Source organism: Enterococcus saccharolyticus subsp. saccharolyticus, from assembly GCF_029023825.1.
Taxonomy (GTDB): domain Bacteria; phylum Bacillota; class Bacilli; order Lactobacillales; family Enterococcaceae; genus Enterococcus_F; species Enterococcus_F saccharolyticus.
Map to the genome: position 1 here is coordinate 2,044,511 of NZ_CP118957.1, position 22,486 is coordinate 2,066,996.

The window sequence follows — 22,486 nt, forward strand, 5'->3', positions numbered from 1 at the left end:
TGACAAGTTGTGTTTGTTGTTTCAGTAAGTCATTTTGTGTTGCTTGCAAGGTTTGTTGTTGGTAACGTACCTGTTGTTGCTCGTCTTCTTTTGCGCGTAATTGTTGCGTTACTTCTTCAAAAAGACGTTCCCGCAACACAATGTCCTCTTCTGAAACTGGTAGCACGTCATGGCTATGTTCCGTCGCACCACAAACTGGACATGGTTCACCGTCGACCAATAATAACTGCAGACGAGCAATTTGTAATTTCGCATAATCGCTTTGCCGTTGTTGACATTCCTTACCTAGCGTATCAATGGTGGTTACCAATTCAGCTAAAGTCTGATGACTCATCGCTAACTCTGTTTCATTTGCCTGAATTTGTTGTTGAATTGTTGCCAATTGCGCTTGTCCTTCTTGCCATCGTTCCACTTGTGCGGTTAATTGCACATATTGTAATTCTTTGACTTGCAGGTTTTCTTTTTGACTAGCAATCGTTGTATCACGGGCAGCTTCAAATATCGCTTGTTGTGCTTGATAGTCCGTCACTTTCGCTTGCAATTGATTTAAAGTCACTTGGTAGTCTGCTTCCGTTTTTTGTAATTCTTGGACTTTTTGTGCGATAGGCACTAAATGTTCCATTTGCTGACTCTTTTTTTCTTGCTCAGCTATTTGCTCTTGCAACTGATTCATCGCTGGTTTTTCTGCTTCCCAATTTGCGAGTGCTACTTTGTTTTCATGCAGGGAAGCTGTTAACTCTTGTAATACTTCATCAATTGCCCGGTGTTCCTTACGACAATCGTCCAAATGCGTCAATACATGCAGATTCTTTTCCACCCAAGACAAACGTTTGACAGTTTGTTGTATGGTTTGCATTTCTGATTCTTGCGCACACAAAGTGGTGTACTTTTCCGTTAGTTCTGCTTGTTCTGTACATAAGGTCAATTGTTCTTTGCCTTTATATAAAGCTGTTTCTGTTTGCTTTTTCTGTTCTTTTGCTTTATCAAACATTGTCGTTAATTGGAAGTGTTGTTCCTTTAGTTGCTCAAGGTCTGCTTGCCAAGCAAGCAATGTTTCTTGAACCGACACAAACGGCTTTTCTGCGACCCATTGAAACCGTGGCAATAAAGCATCCATTTGTTGTTGTTTGTTGCTTAACGACTGATCCATATCTTTTTGTTTTTGACGGAACCATTCATTTAAGCGTTGATACAACTCAGTACCAAATAAATTGCGTAACAGTTTTTCTTTCTCACTACTCGGTGCAATTAGAAAGTTACGGAATTCTCCTTGCGGTAATAAAATGATTTGGAAAAATTGTTTCGCATCCACATTCAACAAATCTTTGATGAACTGGTCCACTTCTGTTCGCTTGGTGTATTGCTTTTGCTCTTCCATTTGGCCGTTATAAATGGTTAGACGAACTTTTGCGGTTTGTTTTTTTGTTCCTTCGCCGCGCTTTTTCTTGACTTCTTGTTCTGGAGAACGTTCAATTTCATAAAAAAATCCTTGATGTTCAAAACGAAAAGTCACTGCTGTTTCTTCTTCTGGCGTCGCAAACATCGAACGCATTTCTTTGCCAGAACGCAACTGTCCTGACGTTTCACCAAATAAGGCAAACGTCATACCATCGAAAATTGTCGTTTTTCCTGCACCCGTTTTTCCACTAATTAAAAAAAGACCTGCCTCTTGAAAATCGCCAAAATCCACTGATTCATGGATAAACGGGCCAAAATTTTTCATTGTTAATGTTCTCGGCTGCATCTTAGTCCCTCTTTTCTGTATCTAACGCAGATTGTAATCCTTCTGATAACCAAGCGAATTGCTTCTCTGTGAGTGTTTCGCCAGTAATTTCTTCAAAAAACGTCGACACGACTTGTTGCGGATTCTGTTCACGCGGTCGTTCTTGCTGTGGTTGTGATGCTTCTCGTCCATTCAACCGCTCCACACTTAAAATATAGGGGTATACTTCACGTAATTGATTCATCATATTGGGAATCACTGCACGATCCGTTAACACAATTTGCCAAAACGTTTCGCGATTTAACGTTTGATAAAATGTTGGTTGGCGTAATTTCTCAAAGGATGCCTCTAGTTTTTCCATCTCACGTAAAGGTGTCAATGGATGAAAAACAGGTTGCATCTGCTCTGTATCAATAATCCAAACACCTTTTTCATCATTGATTTCGGATAATGAAAATTTTAACGGCGACCCGCTATAACGTGCTTTGCCTTTTTTCAACGCATTTTTCGAATGCAAATGTCCTAAAGCGACATAATCAAACACGTCTAATAAATCTGCTGGTACACTGTTTAATCCTCCGACTTCTATCGGCGTTTCAGAATCAGTTCGTAGGCCACCTGCAATGAAAAAGTGTGTCACTAAGACTTGTTTTTTCGTCTCATCAAATAACGAAACCATCTCCGCAATCACCCGTTTCATGGCAGCTTGAATTGTTGTTAAGGTCTCATCTTCAAAATACAACCGTGCCGCGATGGGTTCAAAATAAGGTAAAAGGAAAAACTGCGTGTCCGCCATTTCAATCGGAACAAACGCTTCTTTTAACTGTGTGTGTAAATGAAAATTTGTTTGTTTAAACCACGGTGTGCCTGTCGCTAAACGTCCACTAGAATCATGGTTACCGGAAATAGCGAGAATCGGCAAGGCCTTTTCCAAATTGATTTCAATTAATTTTTGATTGAGCATTTCCACCGCTTCGACACTTGGCACAGAGCGATCGTACAAATCGCCGGCAATCACGATAGCATCAACCGCTTCTGTTTGTGCCAGATGAATGATTTTTTCAATGCTATCTTTTTGATCTGCTAATAAATCATAGCCATGGAGTTTTTTGCCAATATGCCAATCGGCTGTATGTAAAAATCGCACATCCTTCACCTCTTAAAAATGTTCTTCTCATTATTATAACACTTTCTGTCCTTTGTCTCTAAAGAAAAAAGGCATCTTAGCAAAAGCTAAGATACCTCATGAATTATTTTTCGGGATTATAATGAAACTCTGGATTCACTTCTTGATCTAATTGGTCAAATGCCCCTTGAATACGGCGTTCCACTTCAGCTAAACCTTCGTCATTCATCTTTTTAATGTCACTTAAATCAATCGGTTCACCAAAGCGAACAGTGACACGTTTGCGTTTAAACAAATCTTTTAGCGTCAATGGTCCTTGATACACAGAAGGAACCACACGGACTTTGGCCATTTTCGCAATCACCGCCATCCCACCTTTTAAAGCAGTGGAATGTCTCGTGCCACTTGGAAACATGATTAAGCTTAAATCCGTATCTTTTAAAATTTTGACCGGTGTTTTTATGGCACTTGGTCCTGGTTTATCACGTTTTACTGGAAAAGCATTGGCTTTCACCAAAATGAAACGTAAAATTGGATTTTTAAATAATTCTTCTTTTGCCATAAAAGCAAATTTTTTCGGACGTGCTGCAACCGCTAGATACAACGGGTCCCACCATGTTCGGTGTGGTGCAACTAAAATATAATTCTCATCTTTGGGTAGTAACTCTCTTTGCTCATAGCGAGCATTCCCATTTACGACAAATAAAATGACGCGTACAATGCCACGCATAAATGTAAAAAACATACGCTCGTTCCTTTCATACTCGATAAATGTAGTATGCAGAAAAAAAGCGTCGTTGACAAGTTTTTTCTACTCTTTGATGTAAGAAGTGTCATTTACTGATGCCACCGTATATTTTCTATCCTTATATACAACTTTTGAAATACTAGCATTTTCAATCATCGTTGGATTAGATGTAGAATCTAATGCATACAATAATTTTATAATGCTATTTCCATGAAAGACCACAAGAATATCTGTGTCCCCATTCTTTTGTGCCTCTTTAATAATCTCATCGGCACCCGCCACTAGACGATCAACGACTTCTTTGCTACTTTCAGCCGGCCATCCCATTAACCCCAAACCAACAACACCTAAAACAAAACCAAACAACCATTTTTTCATCCTATACTCCCCCTTTGAAGTAAGCGTTTTACATTATGTTTAAAAAAATAATTTCAGACAATTGTTGCCTGAAATTATTTTATTGTTTAATTGGGAACGATTGTTAAGAAATCTTCACCTGGTAACACATCTGTTTGTTCCATATCTAACACATCTAAATATTCGTTCGTATTCGTTACAACAACTGGTGTAATCACTGGTAAACCAGCCGCTTTGATTTTTTCAATATCAAATGAAACCAATAAATCACCTTTTTTAACCGTATCGCCTTGTTTAATGGCAGCTTCAAATCCTTCGCCATCCAGACTAACTGTATCCATACCAATATGCATTAAAATTTCTGCACCGTCTGTTGTTGTTAAACCGACCGCATGACCTGTCGGGAATAATGTTGTAATCGTTCCATCTGCTGGCGCAAATAATTTACCTACACTTGGTTCAACTGCTACACCTTTACCTAATGCACCTGAAGCAAATACTTGATCTGGAACTTCAGCTAATGGAACAACTTTTCCTTCTAAAGGACTAACTAATACCATACGTTCTTTCGTTTTGGTTGCAATTGGTGCTTCTGGTTTCACAATAGCCGTTTCTTCTACTGGATCATCAAAACGAAGGATATATGTTAGGATAAATGCTAAAATGAACGCTCCACCCATACCAATAGCAGCAGCAATCATACCTGACATATCTTTGGTATCTTGTGGAATAAATCCTGGCAAACTCAAGACACTTACTAAACCAAAAGTATAATTTGCAACATTGCTAAAGCCAATAAATGCCCCACCAATCGCACCTGAAATACATGCTGCGATAAATGGTTTTTTCAATGGTAACGTCACCCCATACACAGTTGGTTCAGTAATACCGAAAATAGCAGTAATTGTAGAAGAAATCGCCAATCCTTTTAGTTTCACACTCTTTGTAAGGAAGAAAACAGCTAATGCTGCACCACCTTGGGCTAAAACAGCAGGTAACAACATTGGTACCATTGTATCGTAACCAACTTGACCTAAGTTTAACATGATGATTGGTACAAAGCCCCAATGCATCCCGAACATTACAAATATTTGCCATAAACCACCCATCACAGCACCAGCAACAATTGGACTAAAGTTATAAATCCCATTATAAGCAGAACCTAACCAGTCACCGATAATCGTACCTAATGGACCAACGACAACAAATGTCAAAGGCGCCATAATTAGGAAAACTAATAACGGTACTGCAATAATTTGCAAGAAACTAGGAACAATTTTCTTGAAGAAACGTTCCACATGACTTTGAATATACACTGCCAAGATAATTGGAATAACTGATGATGTATAACCACTTAAACCTAAAATAACTGGAATGCCAAAGAATGAAATACTTTCACCAGCACCTGCCAAAGCTGTAATAGACGGATGAACCAACGCCATTGCTAATGACACCGCTAAAAACGGACTAGTTTTAAATTTATTGGCTGCCGTGAATGCTAGCAACACTGGTAAGTACGTAAACAAACCGTCTGCAATTGAGAATAAGATAACGTAAACACCAGATTCAGGGGCAATCCAATTTAATGTAACTGCTAATGTCAAGAATCCTTTTAAGACCCCTGCACCTGCCATTGCACCTAAGAATGGTGTAAAGATAGAAGAAATAATATCGACAAATTGATTAAAAATGTTTCCTTTTTTCTCATTAGATGCAGCGTCACCGCCACCAAAATTAGCCATCGCAGTTAATTCTTGATACACATCGCTCACGTGACTCCCAATAACCACTTGATACTGTCCACCACTTTGAACAACTTGAATGACATCATTGTCTTGTTGCAAGCGCGCAGTATCCGCTTTTCCTTCATCGTTTAATACAAAACGTAGACGTGTCGCACAATGAACAACACTTTTTACATTTTCTTTACCGCCCACGGCATCTAGGACGCGTGCAGCAATTTCACTATTTTTACTCATTTTTTTCGCTCCTTTTTATTTTTTTATGCAAAAAAAACCTAGACTGAAAAAAGAGTACGAAAAAAGTAGCGACTTCTTTCCTGCTCTATTTTCAATCTAGGTTTTGCCTGTTTGTCAGTAACAATCCTATGATGATTGAATGTCATTTTTTATCTAAAACAACTCGTTCAATATGAATCGTCAGATAAATCATTTCTGATTGACCCAATGGTTTCCCATAAGTCTTGATTAAATACTCATTGATGCGTTGAACCGTTTGAAAAGATTTTGGGTATTTCGATTGCACTAAGGCAAACAAAAATTCATCTTGTTCATCTGACAACTCATCTGTTAGATACCGTTGGGCAAAATATTGTAAATGCGTCACAATCCGTTGATAATTCAACGTTTGTGTATCCAATGTTTTACCAAAATAACGACTAATAATCTATAAAATATCGCGGACAATTTCGGTCATTTGCATGGTTGTCTGCATGTTGTCATTTCCTTGACTACTATTGACAATATGAAAAGCAATAAAGCCCGCTTCAGTCTCGGGTAATGTGACACCTAAATCTTTTTCGATGAATAGTAATGCTCGTTGCGCAGCCGCAAATTCTTTTGGATAAAATTTTTGCGTTTCCAGTAAAAGAGGATTCGGCATTTCAATGCCTTCTTTGGCGCGCACTAGTGCATAATGGATATGGTCTGTTAAAGTAATGTAGATATTAGTAGAAAGCTCTACATTTAAGTCCTCTTCAATCATGTCAACGATTTTCTTGACCGTATCGATTTCGTCACTCGGAATATCAGAGAACAATTGTTGCATTTGTCGTCCAGTGAAAGAATTTTTTAACACAAATTCTTTTTGAACAAATGCTGGGTCAAGTTCATCGCCCACTTTTTTCTTAAAAGCTAATCCGCGACCCATTAAAATAATTTCTTCTCCAGCATCATTGCTAGAAAGAACAACATTATTATTCAAAATTTTATTAATAATCATGGCGACCTCTCTTTATGCAACAAAAAAAACCTAGAATCCCCCTAATAACTAACGTTTGGTTCGTTCTGGTTTTGCCTGCTGTGCAGTAACAATCCGTATCACAAAAATGATATTACCATAAGATTCAGAGAATTACAAATACAAATGCAACCCTTTTCAATATATTTTTTTATTCCATAAAGTAGCGTATAATAAATTCATCTATTCTTTTTAAAGGAGTCACACACATGTATTTAAACGAAGGCGAACGAATTGATCAATTGTACGCAGACGATATTCAAATTATTCAAAGTACCAATGTCTTTTCTTTTTCACTAGATGCGGTCATGTTAGCGAATTTCCCTGCCATTCCTAAACGAGGAAAAATAGTCGATTTATGTGCCGGCAATGGTGCTGTCGGGTTATTTGTCAGTCGCAAAACCAAGGCACCTATTTACCAAGTCGAATTACAAGAAAAATTAGCCGATATGGCAAAACGTAGCATTCAATTAAATCATTTGGATGAGCAAATGACTGTCTACACTATGGATTTAAAAGATTCATTGACAAAAATTAAAGGCGATTCCGTTGATTTGTTGTTATGTAATCCACCGTATTTTAAAACCAGCGAAACTGGCATTAAAAACCCAAATCCTCATTTGGCGATTGCTCGTCATGAAATTCATACCAATTTGGATGAAGTGATTCATACTTCCAGTAAATTATTGAAGACAAATGGACGAATCGCGATGGTTCATCGCCCCGATCGTTTCTTAGATATTATCGAGAGCATGCGTCGGCATCGTATTGCGCCCAAACGAATTCAATTTGTGTATCCCAAAGCTGGCAAAGAAGCCAATATTCTCTTAATTGAAGGGATTAAAGACGGCAAATTAGATGGATTTAAAGTCTCGCCTCCCCTCATCACGTATGACCAAGAGGGCAATTATAATCCTGAAACAAGGAAGATGTTGTATGGCGAATAATCATTATTTTTACGTATTAGAATGCAAAGACCACACATTTTACGGGGGATACACCACTGATTTAACCCGGCGTTTAGCAGAACACAACACTGGTACGGGTGCCAAATACACTCGCTTAGCCAGCCGTCGCCCCCTGCAAATGATTCATGCCGAAGTCTTTGAAACACGTAGTGCAGCAACCAAAGCTGAAGCTGCCTTCAAAAAACTTTCCCGCAAACAAAAAGAAAAGTATCTGCAAACCAATCAGCTGCACTCGGTCTTATCAAGCAACCATCCGAACTAGAGAGAGAATCTCGTTCGGATGGTTATTTTTATAAAAATCTAGCGCTTAATTTTAGCTTTCACGGTTCTTTTGGGTAACAACATCCAAAACAAACCGCTGATAAATAAAGTGACAAATAACATTAGACATTCCCTCTTTCTGATTTTTTAGTGAACACTGATAGAAATCCAACAAGGATACATAAAAAGCTAACAATGAAATAAAACAACAAATAAGGTGAATCACTTCCAGCAATAGCCAAAATGCCTTGTAAAATCAGCCCATTAATGAGGATAATAATGCCCGCATGGTATAAAAAAGGCAACTTCACATATTTTACTGTTGCGACAATCCACCAAATAATCAAGCCTACAATCGGCACCAACCAGACATAACGTAGTTCAGGGGAACTGACGCCATGACTAAATTGATGATAGATTACTTGAAAAATAAACAAGAAAACACTACTTACAACATATCGAATCACTGTTTTTGGTATCATTTACTTTCCTCCTATTCATACCCAAAATAGACAATGTCACTAACTGAACGTTCCGAACTGCCTTGTCCACCCACTGGCGTATTTATCACGTTGCCATTGAAATATAACGTACTTGAACCGCCACCATCTAAGTTATATGCCGTCTTTGCTCCTGCTTGTTGTAAAACTTCGGCCAATTGATACAAACTCAAGCCTACACTTTCATCGGTTCGTCCATCAGAAACGACCATCACATAATGATTTTCAGCAACTTGACCAATAGCAGTTCGTGGATTACTGCTCATCGATTGTCCGACTTCTGCTGAAGTATCTACGACAATCTCACCATTTTCAACTAACGTAGGGCCAAAAGATAAGACTTGTTGTACGCCACTATCTAATAATTCTTGGGCAGAAACATCATATTCATCAACAATCGAGAAATCGCCATTTTCATCAATGACTAAATCTTCTTGACCTTCTTCACCTGATTGTCGGTACAAATTCCCATTACGAATCACATAACCACTACTTCTAAATCCATAAAAATCACCATTAATGGCTAAAATCGCTTGATTGTCTTTTGCAATGGTGGATGTCGCTTCTTTAATATTGCGACCATAAGTATTTTGTGCCAAGGCTGTCTTTAAATAACTTGCATCAGAAACCTGAATATCTACCACATAAACTGTCGTATCATTCACCACTTGCTCATCAATGGCAATCTGGATATTTTCATCTGTATAACTAGTAGCTGTAATTACTGGTTCTGAGCTAGTGGTTTCGGTTGTATTGCTTGATTCAACCGTTGTTGTGTCGCTAGCCACTTGATTCGTCGCAATCACAGCTTCTGCCTGTGGCAACACAAAGGCCTTTAATAATACATAACTATCAGCACTGAGTAATAGAGAAATAAAAACACTCAACCATACTATTTTTTTCTTGATCCATCGACGCATCTTCTCTCCTCCTTTAATTGGCAAAAACCATTCGACGTTGAATGATAAAACTAGCTACAAATAAACAACTATCAACGATTATTTTGCTAATCAAAACCGATGGTAACAGACGCGCAAACCAAGATACACCTAACCAACTAAGCAATAGTTGCGCTATAAATAAGACGCCATATTTCCAAAAAGAGTGGCGTATGCTTGTTTGCGAGTGAAAGACCATTGTTCGATTCATTTGATAGTTATACAAACCCGATAAGACTCGCGCCAAGGTCGTCGCAAATAACAATGCACCGGAAGATTCACCTAAGACTAAACTCAATAGAAAGAAAAGTGTTACATCAATCAACGAAGACGACAGTGACGCAACTAAGAAGGTCAGCAGTGGTCGATACACCAAATATGAATCTCGAATCAGTTGGAAATGGGAACCTTGATTCTTTTCTTCATATACGGTCGTAATCGGCAATGTTGAAAAATGGTACCCTTTAGTAGGTAATACCAACAATTGATTCATCTCGTACTCAAAGCGATCCCCAGAAATTTCGAGTAGTTCGGGGACATCGTGACAAGCAAATTTACGTAGTCCAGTTTGTGTATCTGACAACCAAAGACCTGTTGATACATAATAAATCAGCGTGGTCAGTCGATTGCCTAGCCAACTACGTAACGGTGTTTGTTGAAAATAAAATTGACGGACACCTAACAATAGTTCACCGGAAATGGGTAGATAGGTCGCAATCATTTGTTGAATATCTGGTAATGTATGCTGTCCATCGCTATCGGCGGTCACAAGCCAACTAGCTTCTGGATAATGCGCCACAATATAACGCATCCCTTGTTTGAGAGCATAGCCTTTGCCTTTATTTTCTGCATAAGATAAAACGGTGATACCGTATGTTTCCATTTCTTCAAAAAGGCTGCGTGAATGTTCGCCGCTACCATCATCCACAACGACGATTGGAACAGTGATAGCATTTGTCAAAACTTTAAGAAAGGCGAGTGTTTCTTCATTCGGTTGATAACTTGGAATTAATAATACCGTTTCGTTCATCAGTAACTCCTCCATTCAAGGTTGTGATACCTTTGATTATACGGAGTTACCTTAAACTCACCTTAAAATAAAAAGGCCTTTTGAAATAAATTCAAAAGACCTTCATTTTAACCTATTTTTTGATTCCCATAAATGCTTCGATTGCCATTACAGATAAAAGCAATCCCACAAACAATTAAGAAATAAGGCAAATAATTAAAACCAAATACTTCGCCCCCAATTAACATGGGTGCCAGCAAGGTATTTGTTGCGCTGCCAAAAACACTTGCATAACCTAAGGCAGCTGCTAAGACAACCGGTATCCCCAAAACAGGAGCTAAAATAACTCCCAACGATGCCCCAATTGCAAAAAGTGGGGTCACTTCGCCTCCTTGAAAACCAGCACTCACCGTAATGACCGTGAATAGTAATTTCAAGGCCCAATCATACATTTCAATCGTTCCTCCATTAAAACTAAAACTGATTAAGTTTGTACCCAAACCTGAATAACGTCCTTGGAAGAAAAGCATCAATAAAATACTTAAGGCGACACCCACGATACCAATACGGCGAACGGCATTAGGGATATATGTTGCTAGAGCATTTTTTGCCCATTTTAAACTGCCTGAAAATGCCCAACCAGCCAAACCAAATGCCATTCCTAGCACTACCAATTTTAAGGCAAACCAGACATCAAAGGTGACGGGAATATCCAATGCTACAGAAAATTTTTCTAAACCTAAAGAAGCCGACGTATTACTTGCGACAAAAGCAGCAATTAAGGTTGGCAATAACGCATCGTAACGTAATTTCCCAATTACTAAAACTTCCATCGCAAAAAAACTAGCCGCAACAGGCGTTTGAAATAGCCCCGCAAACCCTGCCGCCATGCCGATGACAATAAATTGACTAGCATCGACCCCTTTGACGATTTTTCCAACCCAATGTGAGACCGTAGCACCGACTTGAACGGCGACACCTTCTCGTCCTGCACTTCCACCAAACAAATGCGTCAACCAGGTACCGAGAATGACAAATGGCGTTAAGCGCTTAGGAATCATAGCTTCTTCATTATGTCCCACGCGAAAAATCAACCCCATGCCTTGCGAACTATTTTTCCCATAATTCAAAAAGAGATAAACAAATAACATACCTACCGGCGCTAAAAAGGGAATCAAATACAAAAAATGCGCCTCACGAAATTCTGTTAGAGCAATCAATACTCTGCCAAACAACGTATCTACAGCACCAACAATTAAACCAATAAAAATACTTAATACACTAATAATTGCTACTTCTTGTTTTTTGCCAGTAATTTCCATCGTTTTCCTCCTCAAAAAGAAAACGTTAAGCAGCTTCTGCTACTTAACGTTTGTTTGATTATTTACCAGCACGTTTGACGTAAGTACCTTCTGCTGTATTGATTTCTAATAATTCGCCTGCTTCGATGAAATCTGGTACGTTGACAACTAAGCCAGTTTCCATTGTTGCTGGTTTACCAGAACCTGTAACAGTTGCACCTTTAATTGATGGTTGTGTTTCTTCCACACGTAAAACAACTGTTGTTGGTAATTGAATACCGATTACTTCTGAACCAAAGAATTGAATTTTTACTTCCATGTTTTCTAGGATATATTTCATTTCTTCTTCCACAGTATCAACTGGTAGTTCATATTGGTCATATGTTTCTAAATCCATGAAAAATGCTGTGTCGTCCATTGTGTATAAATATTGTACACCTTTTGTATCGATATGCGCTTTTTCAAATTTTTCATCTGGACGGAAAGTCGTATCGTATGTTGCACCAGTACGTACATCTCTTAGCTTCATACGCATAACAGTGTTTCCTTTACCAGGTTTGTGATGACTTGCATCTAAAACTTTAATTAATTTACCGTCTTGTACAAAAGTATTACCAGCTCTTAAATCGCTTGCTGAAATCATGTTTTAACGTCTCCTTTGTTCTTAAAATCGTCCTTTTCCATTTTAGCAGAAGCCTATCAAATAAGCTAGTATTGTTGACTAAATAACAAAAAAAACTCTTCTTGTTTCTCACAAGAAGAGTCGTGCTATTCTGATTCAGTTGTGGGGTTATTCATAATTAATTTTTCATCATAGAATTTCGAACGTTTCATCAATTCCGACTCAAACGTATCATACCCTAATTTTTCAATAATCGTTGGTTCTTTAGAAAAAAGATTGGTTCCTAAGCCCAAACGATTCCCAGAAATTTTCACGCCCAGTGCCGATAAAGTAGTTGGAAACATGTCCATCGCACTGAATTGACGATTTTGATTATTCACCGTTTTTTTGTTGGTATTTAAGAATAAATTAAAGACACTTCGCTGATATTCTGGATCTAACTCATCAAAGAAATCACTATCCATCGTTAGATGATCGCCACATAGAATGACAGTCGTATTTTCGTAAAATGGTTGTTCTTTCATCCATGATAAAAACGCCATTAGTTGACGATCTGACTCATGAATCACATTGCTGTATTGATCGCCGAACAAATCGGGGGTTTCTTCAGTTGCATAGCCATCTTCAAAATGCGTGTCTGCGGTCAACATCGTAAAGTTAAACGGTTCGTCTTTGGCAGATAATTCATTCAATGTATCTTTCGCAAAATCAAACAACTTATTGTCTTCATAGCCCCACCAAACGTAATAATCTTCTGGAATCAAGCCTTGTTCAATCGCCCAGTGGTAGTCACGAATTTCATAATTTCCATGCTGTTGGAAATATTTATCACGACCAGCGAATTCCGCTTTTGAACCAATTAATAGGGTTTGGTTATAGCCTTCTTTATCTAAAATTTCCCCTAACGAATACGCACCTGGGAAATACTCTGCACTATTGGCTCCTGAACCATCCGACAAACCAAAACTCGCAGATGGACGCAAAGGTACGCCAGAAGTTTGTGCAACCATCGAACTTGCCGTTTGATTAGCACCCGGAACTTGTAACATCCCACCACCAACTTGGCTCGTATTTGAAAAATGAATGCCTTCTGTTTGTGATAATTTCGATAGATTTGGTAATAAATTCTGTTTTTGACTCCCACCTAATTCGGTCGACATATAGCTACTTTCCATGGATTCTAAGAAAATATACACCAAATTACGTTTCTCTTTCGGGAATTTCAATTCCACATTCTTTGGATCAACATAATTGTTTTCGTAAATTTCGGTATTCTCAAAATAATACGCTTTGATATCTGCATACCCAATTTCTTTGGCACTCATTGAAATCCCAAAAACTAAGCCAAATAGACCTAACATCCATACCAAACGGGTCGATAACACCCGACGACGAATGGACTTACGACCCAATTGAACACTACAAGTCATAAAGAGATACATCAAAGAAATTAAAGGCGTGCTCCATAACACAGCTTCCAATAATGGTTGTAAAATAAAGGCTTGAATCTGACCTGGGTCACTACCTTTTAACGGTTGCGTCATCGCAAAAACAATTTGGTCAAAACGCATATTGCCAATACCATTCATCGCCCAGCAACTACTCGAATATGCCAATGCTCCACTAAAAATTAAAACGGCTGACAATAAAAAAGCCACCCAATTTCGACGCGTTAACGCATACACTTTGGTAATCCGTCTAGACTGAACTAGCTGAAAAAAATACCCCATCACAGCCATGATGCAAAGTGTACTTACTCCGACAATCAGGGCACTTGCTGGTAACCCTGTCAAAGGGAGAAAGACATTGCCCCAATCCCAAGAAATACTCGCTTGATTATAGAAGAAAAAAATTGATGACAGATAAATAAATGCTATATAGAGACCGCTTAAACGACGTGCTTTTTTTGTTGAAGGAGCATATTTTACGACAAATCCGAATAAAATAATCAATCCAATCAGCATGTGACATCCTCCTTTGATTATTCTGTTATCTTTCATTATAACATAGGCATTGAGATAGTTTCTCCTACGTAATCAAATCTTAACCTTATCGAAACGAATTTTAGCACGTTCTTGTTCTTTCGTCTAACAAGAATGTGAAAATATAACATTCTTAATCAATTATTAAGACACAAAAAACATTGCGAGGTCATCAATCACGCAACGTTTTTTTACACAACTATATTTTCAAAGCCAACATATTGGTTGTCAATCCGGCAGCTGTGCCTAACAATACAACGGTATCGCCTGACTGCACGCGCCCTTCATCGAAGGCTTTACATAACGCAAACGGGATAGATACAGAAACCATATTTCCATAATCATCGACTAAATCCATATATTGATTTAGCTGGATGCCCAATTTCTTCATTAATAAAGGCATCGCTCGACTGGCTTGATGCGGAATCACTTGATCAATGTCTGCGAGCGTTAAGGCACTACTTGCTAAAAATTCTTGAAACATGGCGGGTAACTTTTTAATCGTCAATGACAAAATTTTAGGCCCTTGCATATCAAACATATATTCTTCTTTTGTTGATTCGTGATAAAATTTCGGATGAAAATTCGTTAAACCACCACGAATCTCAGTCGCATGCGCACCTTCTGACCATGTTCGTTGCAAGCTATAAATCACGCCTTTTTCTTCCTTAGTACGACTGATGACCATCGCTGCCGCCCCATCACTAAATAATTCATAACTTTCTTTTTGTTGAGGATTCAAGCCTAATGAACCAGTTTCACTAGCGACAATCAAAACCGTTTGATAACGACCGGCCTCGATTAAATAGGAAACCATATCCAATGCAGTCACAAAACTTGTACATGTCGTATTAATATCCATCGCTGGAATATCTAACCCCTGTGCCAATTGCTCATGAATCAATGCAGCCGTACAAGGAATTGGTTGAATACCCACCGCACTTGCGGCAACGATACAGTCTACGTCATTGATTGTACAGTTTGCTTTTTGTAAAGCTTGTTCACTGGCTGCTACTGCTAAACGTAACTGTGTCTCTTCACCAGAAACACGATAACGCGTTTGTCCTTCAAATTGGACCGTTTGTTTTGGTAAGCTGGTGCCATACCCTTTAATTTCTACATGATTCATCTCTTCACCTCATTTAAAAATTACGTGCCACTCGCTTTAATTTGATGCGTGGGTTCCATTCATAGACACTAAAGGTCAGTTGCGGGCAAGTAAATTTTAAGTCTTCTGCTAAATTTTGAAACTCTTCTTGGATTTGTTGCTTTTGTTGTTCGGTTAATTGATCAACAGCAATCTCCACTAACCTCGGACTGTGTTGCGTCACTTGATACGTACGAATATCTGGAACAAATAACAAACAACGACGGATAAAATCAGGAAAGACTGACACAGTCGTCTCATTTTTCCCTTCAAACAAAAATATATCGTCAGCACGTCCTTCAATTTTTTCAATGCGTTGAAAAACGGAACCACACGGACAAGGTTCATTGGCAGCAACTAAAATATCATTTAAGCGATAGCGAATAATCGGCTGTGACGTTCGTTTAAAATCCGTCACAATCGGATAGAATCGACGCTCATCAATGAATTCTTTTTCAATGTACACAATATCTTCATTCAAATGCAAGTTGCCATGGGAACAGGTGCAACCTAAAAAACCTTCTGTACATTGATAGATTTGATGAATCATTGGCAAGTCAAACATAGCTGCTAAATAGTCACGATCCGTTTCTTCCAACACTTCGGCTACCGAAATCACTTGTTGCACGTGGAGAGCTAAATTTTTTTCTTCGATTTGTTGGGCTAAGGCCACCAACATTGATGCTGGTGCAATTAGAATCGTTGGTTGATACTTATTCAGACGAGCGACATGTTCCGCCAATGGATGATAGGTATCAAAATAGGCCAATTCAATCACTGGAGAATTAATACTTTGATAGAGTTGATTATCTGCTCGTAGAAAGAATGCCAACTTATGGCCCAAAAGGTTGCCTTTAGGAAGCATTTTACCTAATACCGTCCCTGCCCATAGTGCTTGTTCGGCTTCTGTTGTGATAAAAATTCCCCGATGTCCAGAAGTCCCTGAAGATAACCCAATCGAAAGACCTTGATAATCTTGATTAAATTCACGTGTTTTCTCGCTAGCTAACGCAAAAGCAAGCGCCTCTTCTTTTTTGATTCCTTGGGTATTTAATTCATCAAAATGTGTCATCATAAATTGTTTATCCATAAAGGGAAAAGATTCATCCTTAGGCAATTGCCGATAATACGGCGAGTGCGTTCGCATATACGCATATTGCTTTTCGAGCGCTTTTTGTTGATAACGTGCGAGTGCTTGCCGAGAAGAAAAACGACGAAACCAACGCGCTTGGATAAACGGAAGAACCATTTTCAATTTATTCATGCCAACACTTCCTTGATACACTCTTCACTGTCATGACTGACCACAACCGCAATTCCGTCCGCTTGTATTTGCTGCAAAACGGCACAACTTTGACGATACGCGTGCATATTATCTTGAATCAAACGAGGTATCGGCTTTAAATCGTTGGTTTTTGCTAATAAATCCATTCCCCAACAAATATCCGCTGCTAAAAACAAGTTCTTTTCAGGTAAAAACACACAACCTTGACCTAACGCATGTCCATCAAAAGCTGACAGTAACAAACTATTATCTGCAAATAAATCAGCAACGGGCTGATACGGAAATGCGCTTCGTTGCTGATTAGGTTCAATCGCAATCGTACGCTCTTCAAAATCAGTTGGTAAGAATTCTTTGAAAATCAACACTTTCAAACTCGCTTGCTTTAACTGCTGAAAGGCTGATTTAGTCATAATAAAGGTCGCGTTAGGGAAATAGTTCAGCCGTCCAATATGGTCAGGATGCAAATGCGAAACAATCAACCAACGAATGTCTTCTGGTTGAATTCCGCGCTGACGTAATTGGTGGTCAATCAGTTGATCAGTTGTCACTTGAATCGGATTGATTTGACGATACAAGCGATATTTCCAACGATTTTGATATAACGCTGTCGAATAACCCGTATCATAAAGAATATATCCTTGCGTGCGATGCTTGATTAAAAAAACACCTGCTGGAAAAGTTCGCGTTTCTTTTGGTGCTCCTTTAAACATCCAATGCAAGTGATTCGTACAAGAACCACAAGCAAAATAACTAATTTCTTCGATAATGGGCTGCATATTTTCGAATCCCCTCACTAATTGTCATTTTTGGTCGATACCCTAATTCACGTTGTGCGCGTTCAATCGAAAGTGTCTGACTATAACGCAACAAGAAAATCGTATACTTCGTAAACAAGGGTTCTTTCGTAATTCCCAACCATTGATATATTTTTTCAAAACTAGCAGACAAACCAAGCATCAGTGGAAAATTGAGTGCTACATATTTTTGTTCTAACTTTAACTCGGCTAATAATTCATCCAAAATAGCTTTAAATGCTCGTGGTTCACCATTGGTAATATTATACACTTGACCCGTTGCCAACGGGTTTTCTAAACTTAAACGAATAGCCAACGCCACGTTTTCGACACACGTCACATCGACCAATTGTTGTCCGTCATTAAACAACGGCATGCCAATTTTGCGATGCACACGTAACAAACGCGGAATAATGCTCGTATCTCCTACACCAAACAAGCCTCGTGGACGTAAAACGACACTCGGTACGCTGCGATACTGTTTGATTTTGGCTTCTGCCAATAATTTACTTTTAATATAGAAATTCAAATTATTGGTGTGAGGTGCATCCTCTTCACGTAAATCCAATTGGTCTTTTTCAGCAGCATAAATGCTTGGAGAAGAAATAAAGACAACTTTTTGGATTTGATGTTGCTCACAAGCTTTTAGGACATGCTCGGTACCAACCACGTTTGTCTCATAAAAATCTTGCCACTTACCCCAAACTGTCGATAAGGCACCCGCGTGAACTACCGCATCCACGCCTCGAAGCGCCTGCTCAATCTCATCAAACTGAACAAAATCTCCTTTTATAAAAGTCACGTGTGGCCCTTCCAAACCTTGTCCAATGGTTTCATTGCGACCAAAAGCAATGACCTCATAGCGATGATTGACCAGCTCTTCAATCACATATTTTCCTAAAAAACCGGTTGCTCCGGTTACTAATACTTTCATTTATCTTCACCTTCTTTTAGGCGCTGAATTTCCTTGATTAAACATTGACTCGGTTGATACGTCGACCATTGTTGGCTCAGTTTCGCTAATGCAGACCATTCACGGGTCACCAAGTGCTGAAATTTAGCTTCGATTTCTTGAAAATTTTGACGGTTAGCAACTTCCGCTACGCCTGCTAATTCTGCTCGCACAGCATAATCAAACTGATCGTAGTCATGCGGTAAAATTAATGCAGGTCGTTGATACTTAATGCAATTATACAAAATCCCTGCTCCTCCATGATGAATGACATATTGCACTTGTGGTAAGACTTGTTCATAAGGTAAGTAACTATATGCCGAGACGTTTTCTCGTAATCTTTGGATTTCCTCTTGTTGATCATCGCCGTATGAAATCAGAAAATGAAACTGCGGATATTTTTGCGCCAACTGACAAACAACATTGGTTAGCGTTTCTTTGCCCCACAATAAATGGGTACCATTAGTCACTAACACATACGCTTTTTTGTCTAAAGAAATGTCGCTTGTTTCCAACGAAGAACAACAAGGTCCCGCCCATTGAAACTGCGCTGGAAAGTCATCACGAAACTCTAACTCCTTCATGCCCAAACCTAAAATAGCATACGGGGAATAAATCGTTTCTTCTTTCTGACGGTACAAGTGAAAATCATACGGACGCAGTTGTTTTCGCAAGAGCCAAACAACCGAACGCTTAAAGGAACGCACCATTTTACGACCAAACCAATCACGGATTTTACCAAGTGTGCTTTTAGGTGGATACCACCCACCTAAATAACTTGGCGTCGTCTGTTGACTTTCAATGGCAAACGGGGTAGGAATCGTCGTAATCCAAGGAATCCCTAATTGATTACAGACAATTCCAGCAGGGACTGCAACAAAATCGGCCACAACAATATCTGTTTGATGCGCTTGAAAATCTTCCTTCAAAAAATCAATCACTTCTGGAATAAGCGTCAAATTTTGTTTTAATTGTTGATACATCCCATACGCATTCACTTGATTTTCAGTATTGGCAATCCGTTCCATCTTATCAGGGTCATCAGGAAAGAATGGGATAACGGTAAAGCCCAATTTTTCGGCCAGCGCGACTTTATTCACTCCTGTAAACACACGCACTTCATACCGATTATCTTGCAAAAGTGGTAAGGCAATTTCTAACAACGGATACAAATGACCACTAAAGGGCACAGCGACTAAATCTACTTTAATTTTTGATAATGTCATCAAGCACCTCCTTTACTGCGGGTGACACCAAATAATCGTGATGCCCACAGGCAACGATATGCGTGGGCGTATGGCAATCAAGGATGCGCGAATAATAATCTTTCTGCCCTTTAATAATCCAATGATTGGGTGCAGGAACCATTTCTTTGGTAGCAACGGGACCAAGCGCAATAAGTTTCAAGGTAGGATTATTCGGCATTTGGCTCATTATTTGAGTGAACATATTTAGCCCTGAACTTTGCGTGACTAATACGATATTCTCTAAGGCAAACAAAGGACGTAAATGCCGACACAGTTCTTTTTGAAACGCCGTATTCCACAAAGTGTGTCGATAATACGCGATATTACTGACACTCGCTTGCAAAAGCGATGGAAATTGAGTTTGTTGGTGATCAAACTGACGATTGTAAGGAAAATTAGATGGAATAATGTGATAACCCGCCGGTTGGACAACCTGCAAAAATTGTTGTTGTTCCTGACTTAGTGAGGCATGGGCATAGTGACTGCTACCGCTTAATAAAACCACTGATTGAGGCATCACTAATGACTCTAAGACATCTAATTGTTGCAAAGTTGTCAAATAACGTTTGAAATCAAACATAACGAATTTTCCCATCAGTCACTTTGATTTTTTTATTGCGCCATTGGATAATTGGTGGCGTAACCAGCGTATAGAGAAATAAAAATGGCAACCAACTATCGTTCAACACTTCGTAACCAATAGCTGAAATCCGTTCATTGACACCAAAGAATTGATTGCGATACCCACGCAAGAGCAACGCTTTTACCCCAAATAATCCCACTGTTCCTAAAAGATACTGCCAACCTAGAAAACAGCTGACAAACAGTAATAATCCCGGTAAAAAAGCAGGCAAGACGACGAGGAAAAATAGTGCTAGCGATGGAAAAGTCTTCATATAGATTGAAGCAAACAGCAACCAACGCTTCATTAACAAAACATATTTTTGTGGTTGGACGACAGTATTGCGTACATTACAGGGTATTTGACTTTGAATAATTTGCACCTTATGTTTCGTTAAAAAGGCCGCGACCGCTAAATCGTCACATAATTCGTATTGAATAGTTTCAAATACTGCTAAACGCTGAAACAATTCTGTTCGACTAATATAAAACATGCCATTGATTGTGCGATTCGCATGAACATACGCCATCGGAAAATACGTCAGCAAGGAATTACTGTTGACAAAGGCCGCTACGAGTTTCGACCACATACCAGTTTGCCCGAAATTATAGGGAATGCCGGTCACGATAAAGTCTTCGGTCAATGCTTCATATTGTTTCATTTCATTCAAACGAGCCCGATTAAACACAGAATCATCATCTAAGACAATAAAATATGGTGTCGTGATTTGTGTCATCACTTGTTTTAATTTATAGACTTTCGGGTTGACTTCTTGAGGAACGTCATCTAATAAAACGACTTTGACACGTGCTGCATATGTCGCTTCTTTGAGAATGGTTTGTGTCACTGTTTGAGCAACGGAATCACTTTTATCGACTAACCATAGAAACAACATCTCTGTCGTTTGTTCTAAGTTCCCACGTAAATCTTCTTCTAAACGCGGATCACCAGACAAAATCGGTTGTAGTACAGTGTATTGACGTTCATTGATGTCTCCAGTAATTTTTTTGGTCGTATAACGTGTCGCAAACCACCAACGTAAACCAAAAAAGAAGAAAAAACACAGACTTAAACCTAAAAATAGTTCCATTACACTCGCCCCTTTTTGATATAGTTCCCGACAATTTTTAGCCGTACATTTCTTGGCAACCAGAATAAGAGTTGGGTTAGCCACCAGTTACGGTAACCAATAATTTGATAATTCTTTTTTGAAGACAATCTTTTTTCAATTGTTTGTGCGACTTTTTCAGCAGTCATTTGAAAGCTACTTTCTTGAATCGTCGCCCGCATTTTTTCTTGAAAAAATGCCGTCTTGGTCGGACCCGGGCAAATTGTAACCACGCGAATATCTGGATACGCGCGGAGCTCTTCGGTTAAACCTAAAGAATAATGCCACAACGCTGCCTTACTTGCCCCGTAATTCGTTAAATAAGGATGCGGATAAAGCGACGCCGTTGAGCAAACATTGACAATCGTTCCTTGTCCACTTTTGACAAACTGTTGCGCATAGCCCTTCGCAAGAATCATTGGCGCTAAAAAATTCGTGGCGATTTCTGCTAATTCATCACTCAAATCTAACTCTTGAAAATCCCCCACTTCACCGACACCAGCACAGTTAATCAAACAATTGATTTTATAACACAACGGAATTTTCTTCACCGCCTCTAAATCTGTTAAGTCTAACAAAATGAGTTGGGTGGAACACGAAATATTCTTTGCAAGCTGCTGCAATTTCTCATGATTACGCCCCACGAGTAATAGCTTTACGTCATGAGAAGCAAGCTGTTCTACTACTGCTCGCCCAATCCCTGAAGAGGCACCGGTAATCAAAATGGTTTGCACATCCTCGCCTCCTTTTCGATAACTTCTATTATAATTATCGCAAAAAAAGAGAACGCATTCAAATATAGCGAATAAAAAAACAA

The 22,486-nt window shown here is 39.0% G+C and carries 20 protein-coding genes and 2 pseudogenes; 2 read left to right on the top strand and 20 right to left on the bottom strand.

What is annotated here, in order from left to right; translation table 11 throughout:
* Window positions 1-175: 175 nt before the first annotated feature.
* The 6 genes and pseudogenes from PYW32_RS13425 to licT form a co-directional block, all read right to left on the bottom strand.
* Window positions 176-1,744, bottom strand: a pseudogene (locus PYW32_RS13425) (AAA family ATPase); the annotation flags it as partial.
* Between the two features lies 1 nt (window position 1,745).
* Window positions 1,746-2,870, bottom strand: a complete 1,125-nt coding sequence (locus PYW32_RS10470; RefSeq protein ID WP_016174344.1) for an exonuclease SbcCD subunit D — start codon at window positions 2,868-2,870, stop codon at window positions 1,746-1,748.
* A 103-nt stretch (window positions 2,871-2,973) separates the two neighbouring features.
* Window positions 2,974-3,594, bottom strand: a complete 621-nt coding sequence (locus PYW32_RS10475; RefSeq protein WP_016174343.1) for a lysophospholipid acyltransferase family protein — start codon at window positions 3,592-3,594, stop codon at window positions 2,974-2,976.
* A gap of 66 nt (window positions 3,595-3,660) precedes the next feature.
* Entirely contained in the window at window positions 3,661-3,975 is a 315-nt protein-coding gene (locus tag PYW32_RS10480) for a histidine phosphatase family protein (protein ID WP_016174342.1), read from the bottom strand.
* An 86-nt stretch (window positions 3,976-4,061) separates the two neighbouring features.
* A complete protein-coding gene (locus PYW32_RS10485) occupies window positions 4,062-5,933 on the bottom strand; it encodes a beta-glucoside-specific PTS transporter subunit IIABC (RefSeq protein ID WP_016174341.1) in 1,872 nt (623 codons plus the stop codon).
* Window positions 5,934-6,075: 142 nt separating this feature from the next.
* A pseudogene (gene licT / locus PYW32_RS10490) lies at window positions 6,076-6,915 on the bottom strand (BglG family transcription antiterminator LicT).
* A gap of 227 nt (window positions 6,916-7,142) precedes the next feature.
* On the opposite strand from licT, the gene PYW32_RS10495 reads away from it, so the two are divergent.
* On the top strand, window positions 7,143-7,880 hold the full coding sequence (locus PYW32_RS10495; RefSeq protein ID WP_016174338.1) for a tRNA1(Val) (adenine(37)-N6)-methyltransferase: 738 nt from the start codon (window positions 7,143-7,145) through the stop codon (window positions 7,878-7,880).
* A complete protein-coding gene (locus PYW32_RS10500) occupies window positions 7,870-8,163 on the top strand; it encodes a GIY-YIG nuclease family protein (protein WP_016174337.1) in 294 nt (97 codons plus the stop codon). Before PYW32_RS10495 ends, PYW32_RS10500 begins: the two co-directional genes overlap by 11 nt.
* Window positions 8,164-8,284: 121 nt before the next feature.
* On the opposite strand, the gene PYW32_RS10505 is transcribed toward PYW32_RS10500, so the two are convergent.
* From PYW32_RS10505 to PYW32_RS10570, 14 genes are all read right to left on the bottom strand, one after another.
* The gene (locus PYW32_RS10505) at window positions 8,285-8,644 is read right to left on the bottom strand and encodes a hypothetical protein (RefSeq protein WP_016174336.1); all 360 of its coding nucleotides are present in this window, start codon (window positions 8,642-8,644) and stop codon (window positions 8,285-8,287) included.
* Between the two features lie 11 nt (window positions 8,645-8,655).
* A complete protein-coding gene (locus tag PYW32_RS10510; protein ID WP_016174335.1) occupies window positions 8,656-9,582 on the bottom strand; it encodes a phosphodiester glycosidase family protein in 927 nt (308 codons plus the stop codon).
* A gap of 13 nt (window positions 9,583-9,595) precedes the next feature.
* The gene (locus tag PYW32_RS10515; protein WP_016174334.1) at window positions 9,596-10,630 is read right to left on the bottom strand and encodes a bifunctional glycosyltransferase family 2/GtrA family protein; all 1,035 of its coding nucleotides are present in this window, start codon (window positions 10,628-10,630) and stop codon (window positions 9,596-9,598) included.
* Between the two features lie 107 nt (window positions 10,631-10,737).
* Window positions 10,738-11,931 carry a chloride channel protein gene (locus PYW32_RS10520; protein WP_016174333.1) on the bottom strand — a complete coding sequence of 398 codons (1,194 nt, stop codon included), beginning with the start codon at window positions 11,929-11,931 and terminating at the stop codon, window positions 10,738-10,740.
* Window positions 11,932-11,989: 58 nt separating this feature from the next.
* Window positions 11,990-12,553: an elongation factor P gene (efp, locus tag PYW32_RS10525; RefSeq protein ID WP_016174332.1), complete on the bottom strand. Its 564-nt coding sequence runs from the start codon at window positions 12,551-12,553 to the stop codon at window positions 11,990-11,992.
* Window positions 12,554-12,678: 125 nt separating this feature from the next.
* Complete coding sequence (locus tag PYW32_RS10530; RefSeq protein ID WP_016174331.1) at window positions 12,679-14,496, bottom strand: sulfatase-like hydrolase/transferase; 1,818 nt, start codon at window positions 14,494-14,496, stop codon at window positions 12,679-12,681.
* 217 nt (window positions 14,497-14,713) lie between these two features.
* Window positions 14,714-15,643 (bottom strand): 3-oxoacyl-ACP synthase, encoded by a 930-nt coding sequence (locus PYW32_RS10535; protein WP_016174330.1) that lies wholly within the window; start codon window positions 15,641-15,643, stop codon window positions 14,714-14,716.
* A 13-nt stretch (window positions 15,644-15,656) separates the two neighbouring features.
* Complete coding sequence (locus PYW32_RS10540; protein WP_016174329.1) at window positions 15,657-16,925, bottom strand: F390 synthetase-related protein; 1,269 nt, start codon at window positions 16,923-16,925, stop codon at window positions 15,657-15,659.
* Window positions 16,922-17,722, bottom strand: coding sequence for an MBL fold metallo-hydrolase (locus PYW32_RS10545; RefSeq protein WP_016174328.1), 801 nt, complete (start codon window positions 17,720-17,722; stop codon window positions 16,922-16,924). Before PYW32_RS10545 ends, PYW32_RS10540 begins: the two co-directional genes overlap by 4 nt.
* Window positions 17,697-18,674, bottom strand: a complete 978-nt coding sequence (locus tag PYW32_RS10550; protein ID WP_016174327.1) for an NAD-dependent epimerase/dehydratase family protein — start codon at window positions 18,672-18,674, stop codon at window positions 17,697-17,699. Before PYW32_RS10550 ends, PYW32_RS10545 begins: the two co-directional genes overlap by 26 nt.
* Entirely contained in the window at window positions 18,671-19,918 is a 1,248-nt protein-coding gene (locus PYW32_RS10555; RefSeq protein ID WP_016174326.1) for a glycosyltransferase, read from the bottom strand. Before PYW32_RS10555 ends, PYW32_RS10550 begins: the two co-directional genes overlap by 4 nt.
* Entirely contained in the window at window positions 19,899-20,519 is a 621-nt protein-coding gene (locus PYW32_RS10560; RefSeq protein ID WP_016174325.1) for a hypothetical protein, read from the bottom strand. Before PYW32_RS10560 ends, PYW32_RS10555 begins: the two co-directional genes overlap by 20 nt.
* Window positions 20,512-21,651: a glycosyltransferase gene (locus tag PYW32_RS10565; protein ID WP_016174324.1), complete on the bottom strand. Its 1,140-nt coding sequence runs from the start codon at window positions 21,649-21,651 to the stop codon at window positions 20,512-20,514. The genes PYW32_RS10560 and PYW32_RS10565 overlap by 8 nt, the downstream gene beginning before the upstream one ends.
* Window positions 21,651-22,403: an SDR family NAD(P)-dependent oxidoreductase gene (locus PYW32_RS10570; RefSeq protein WP_016174323.1), complete on the bottom strand. Its 753-nt coding sequence runs from the start codon at window positions 22,401-22,403 to the stop codon at window positions 21,651-21,653. Before PYW32_RS10570 ends, PYW32_RS10565 begins: the two co-directional genes overlap by 1 nt.
* Between the last annotated feature and the right edge of the window lie 83 nt (window positions 22,404-22,486).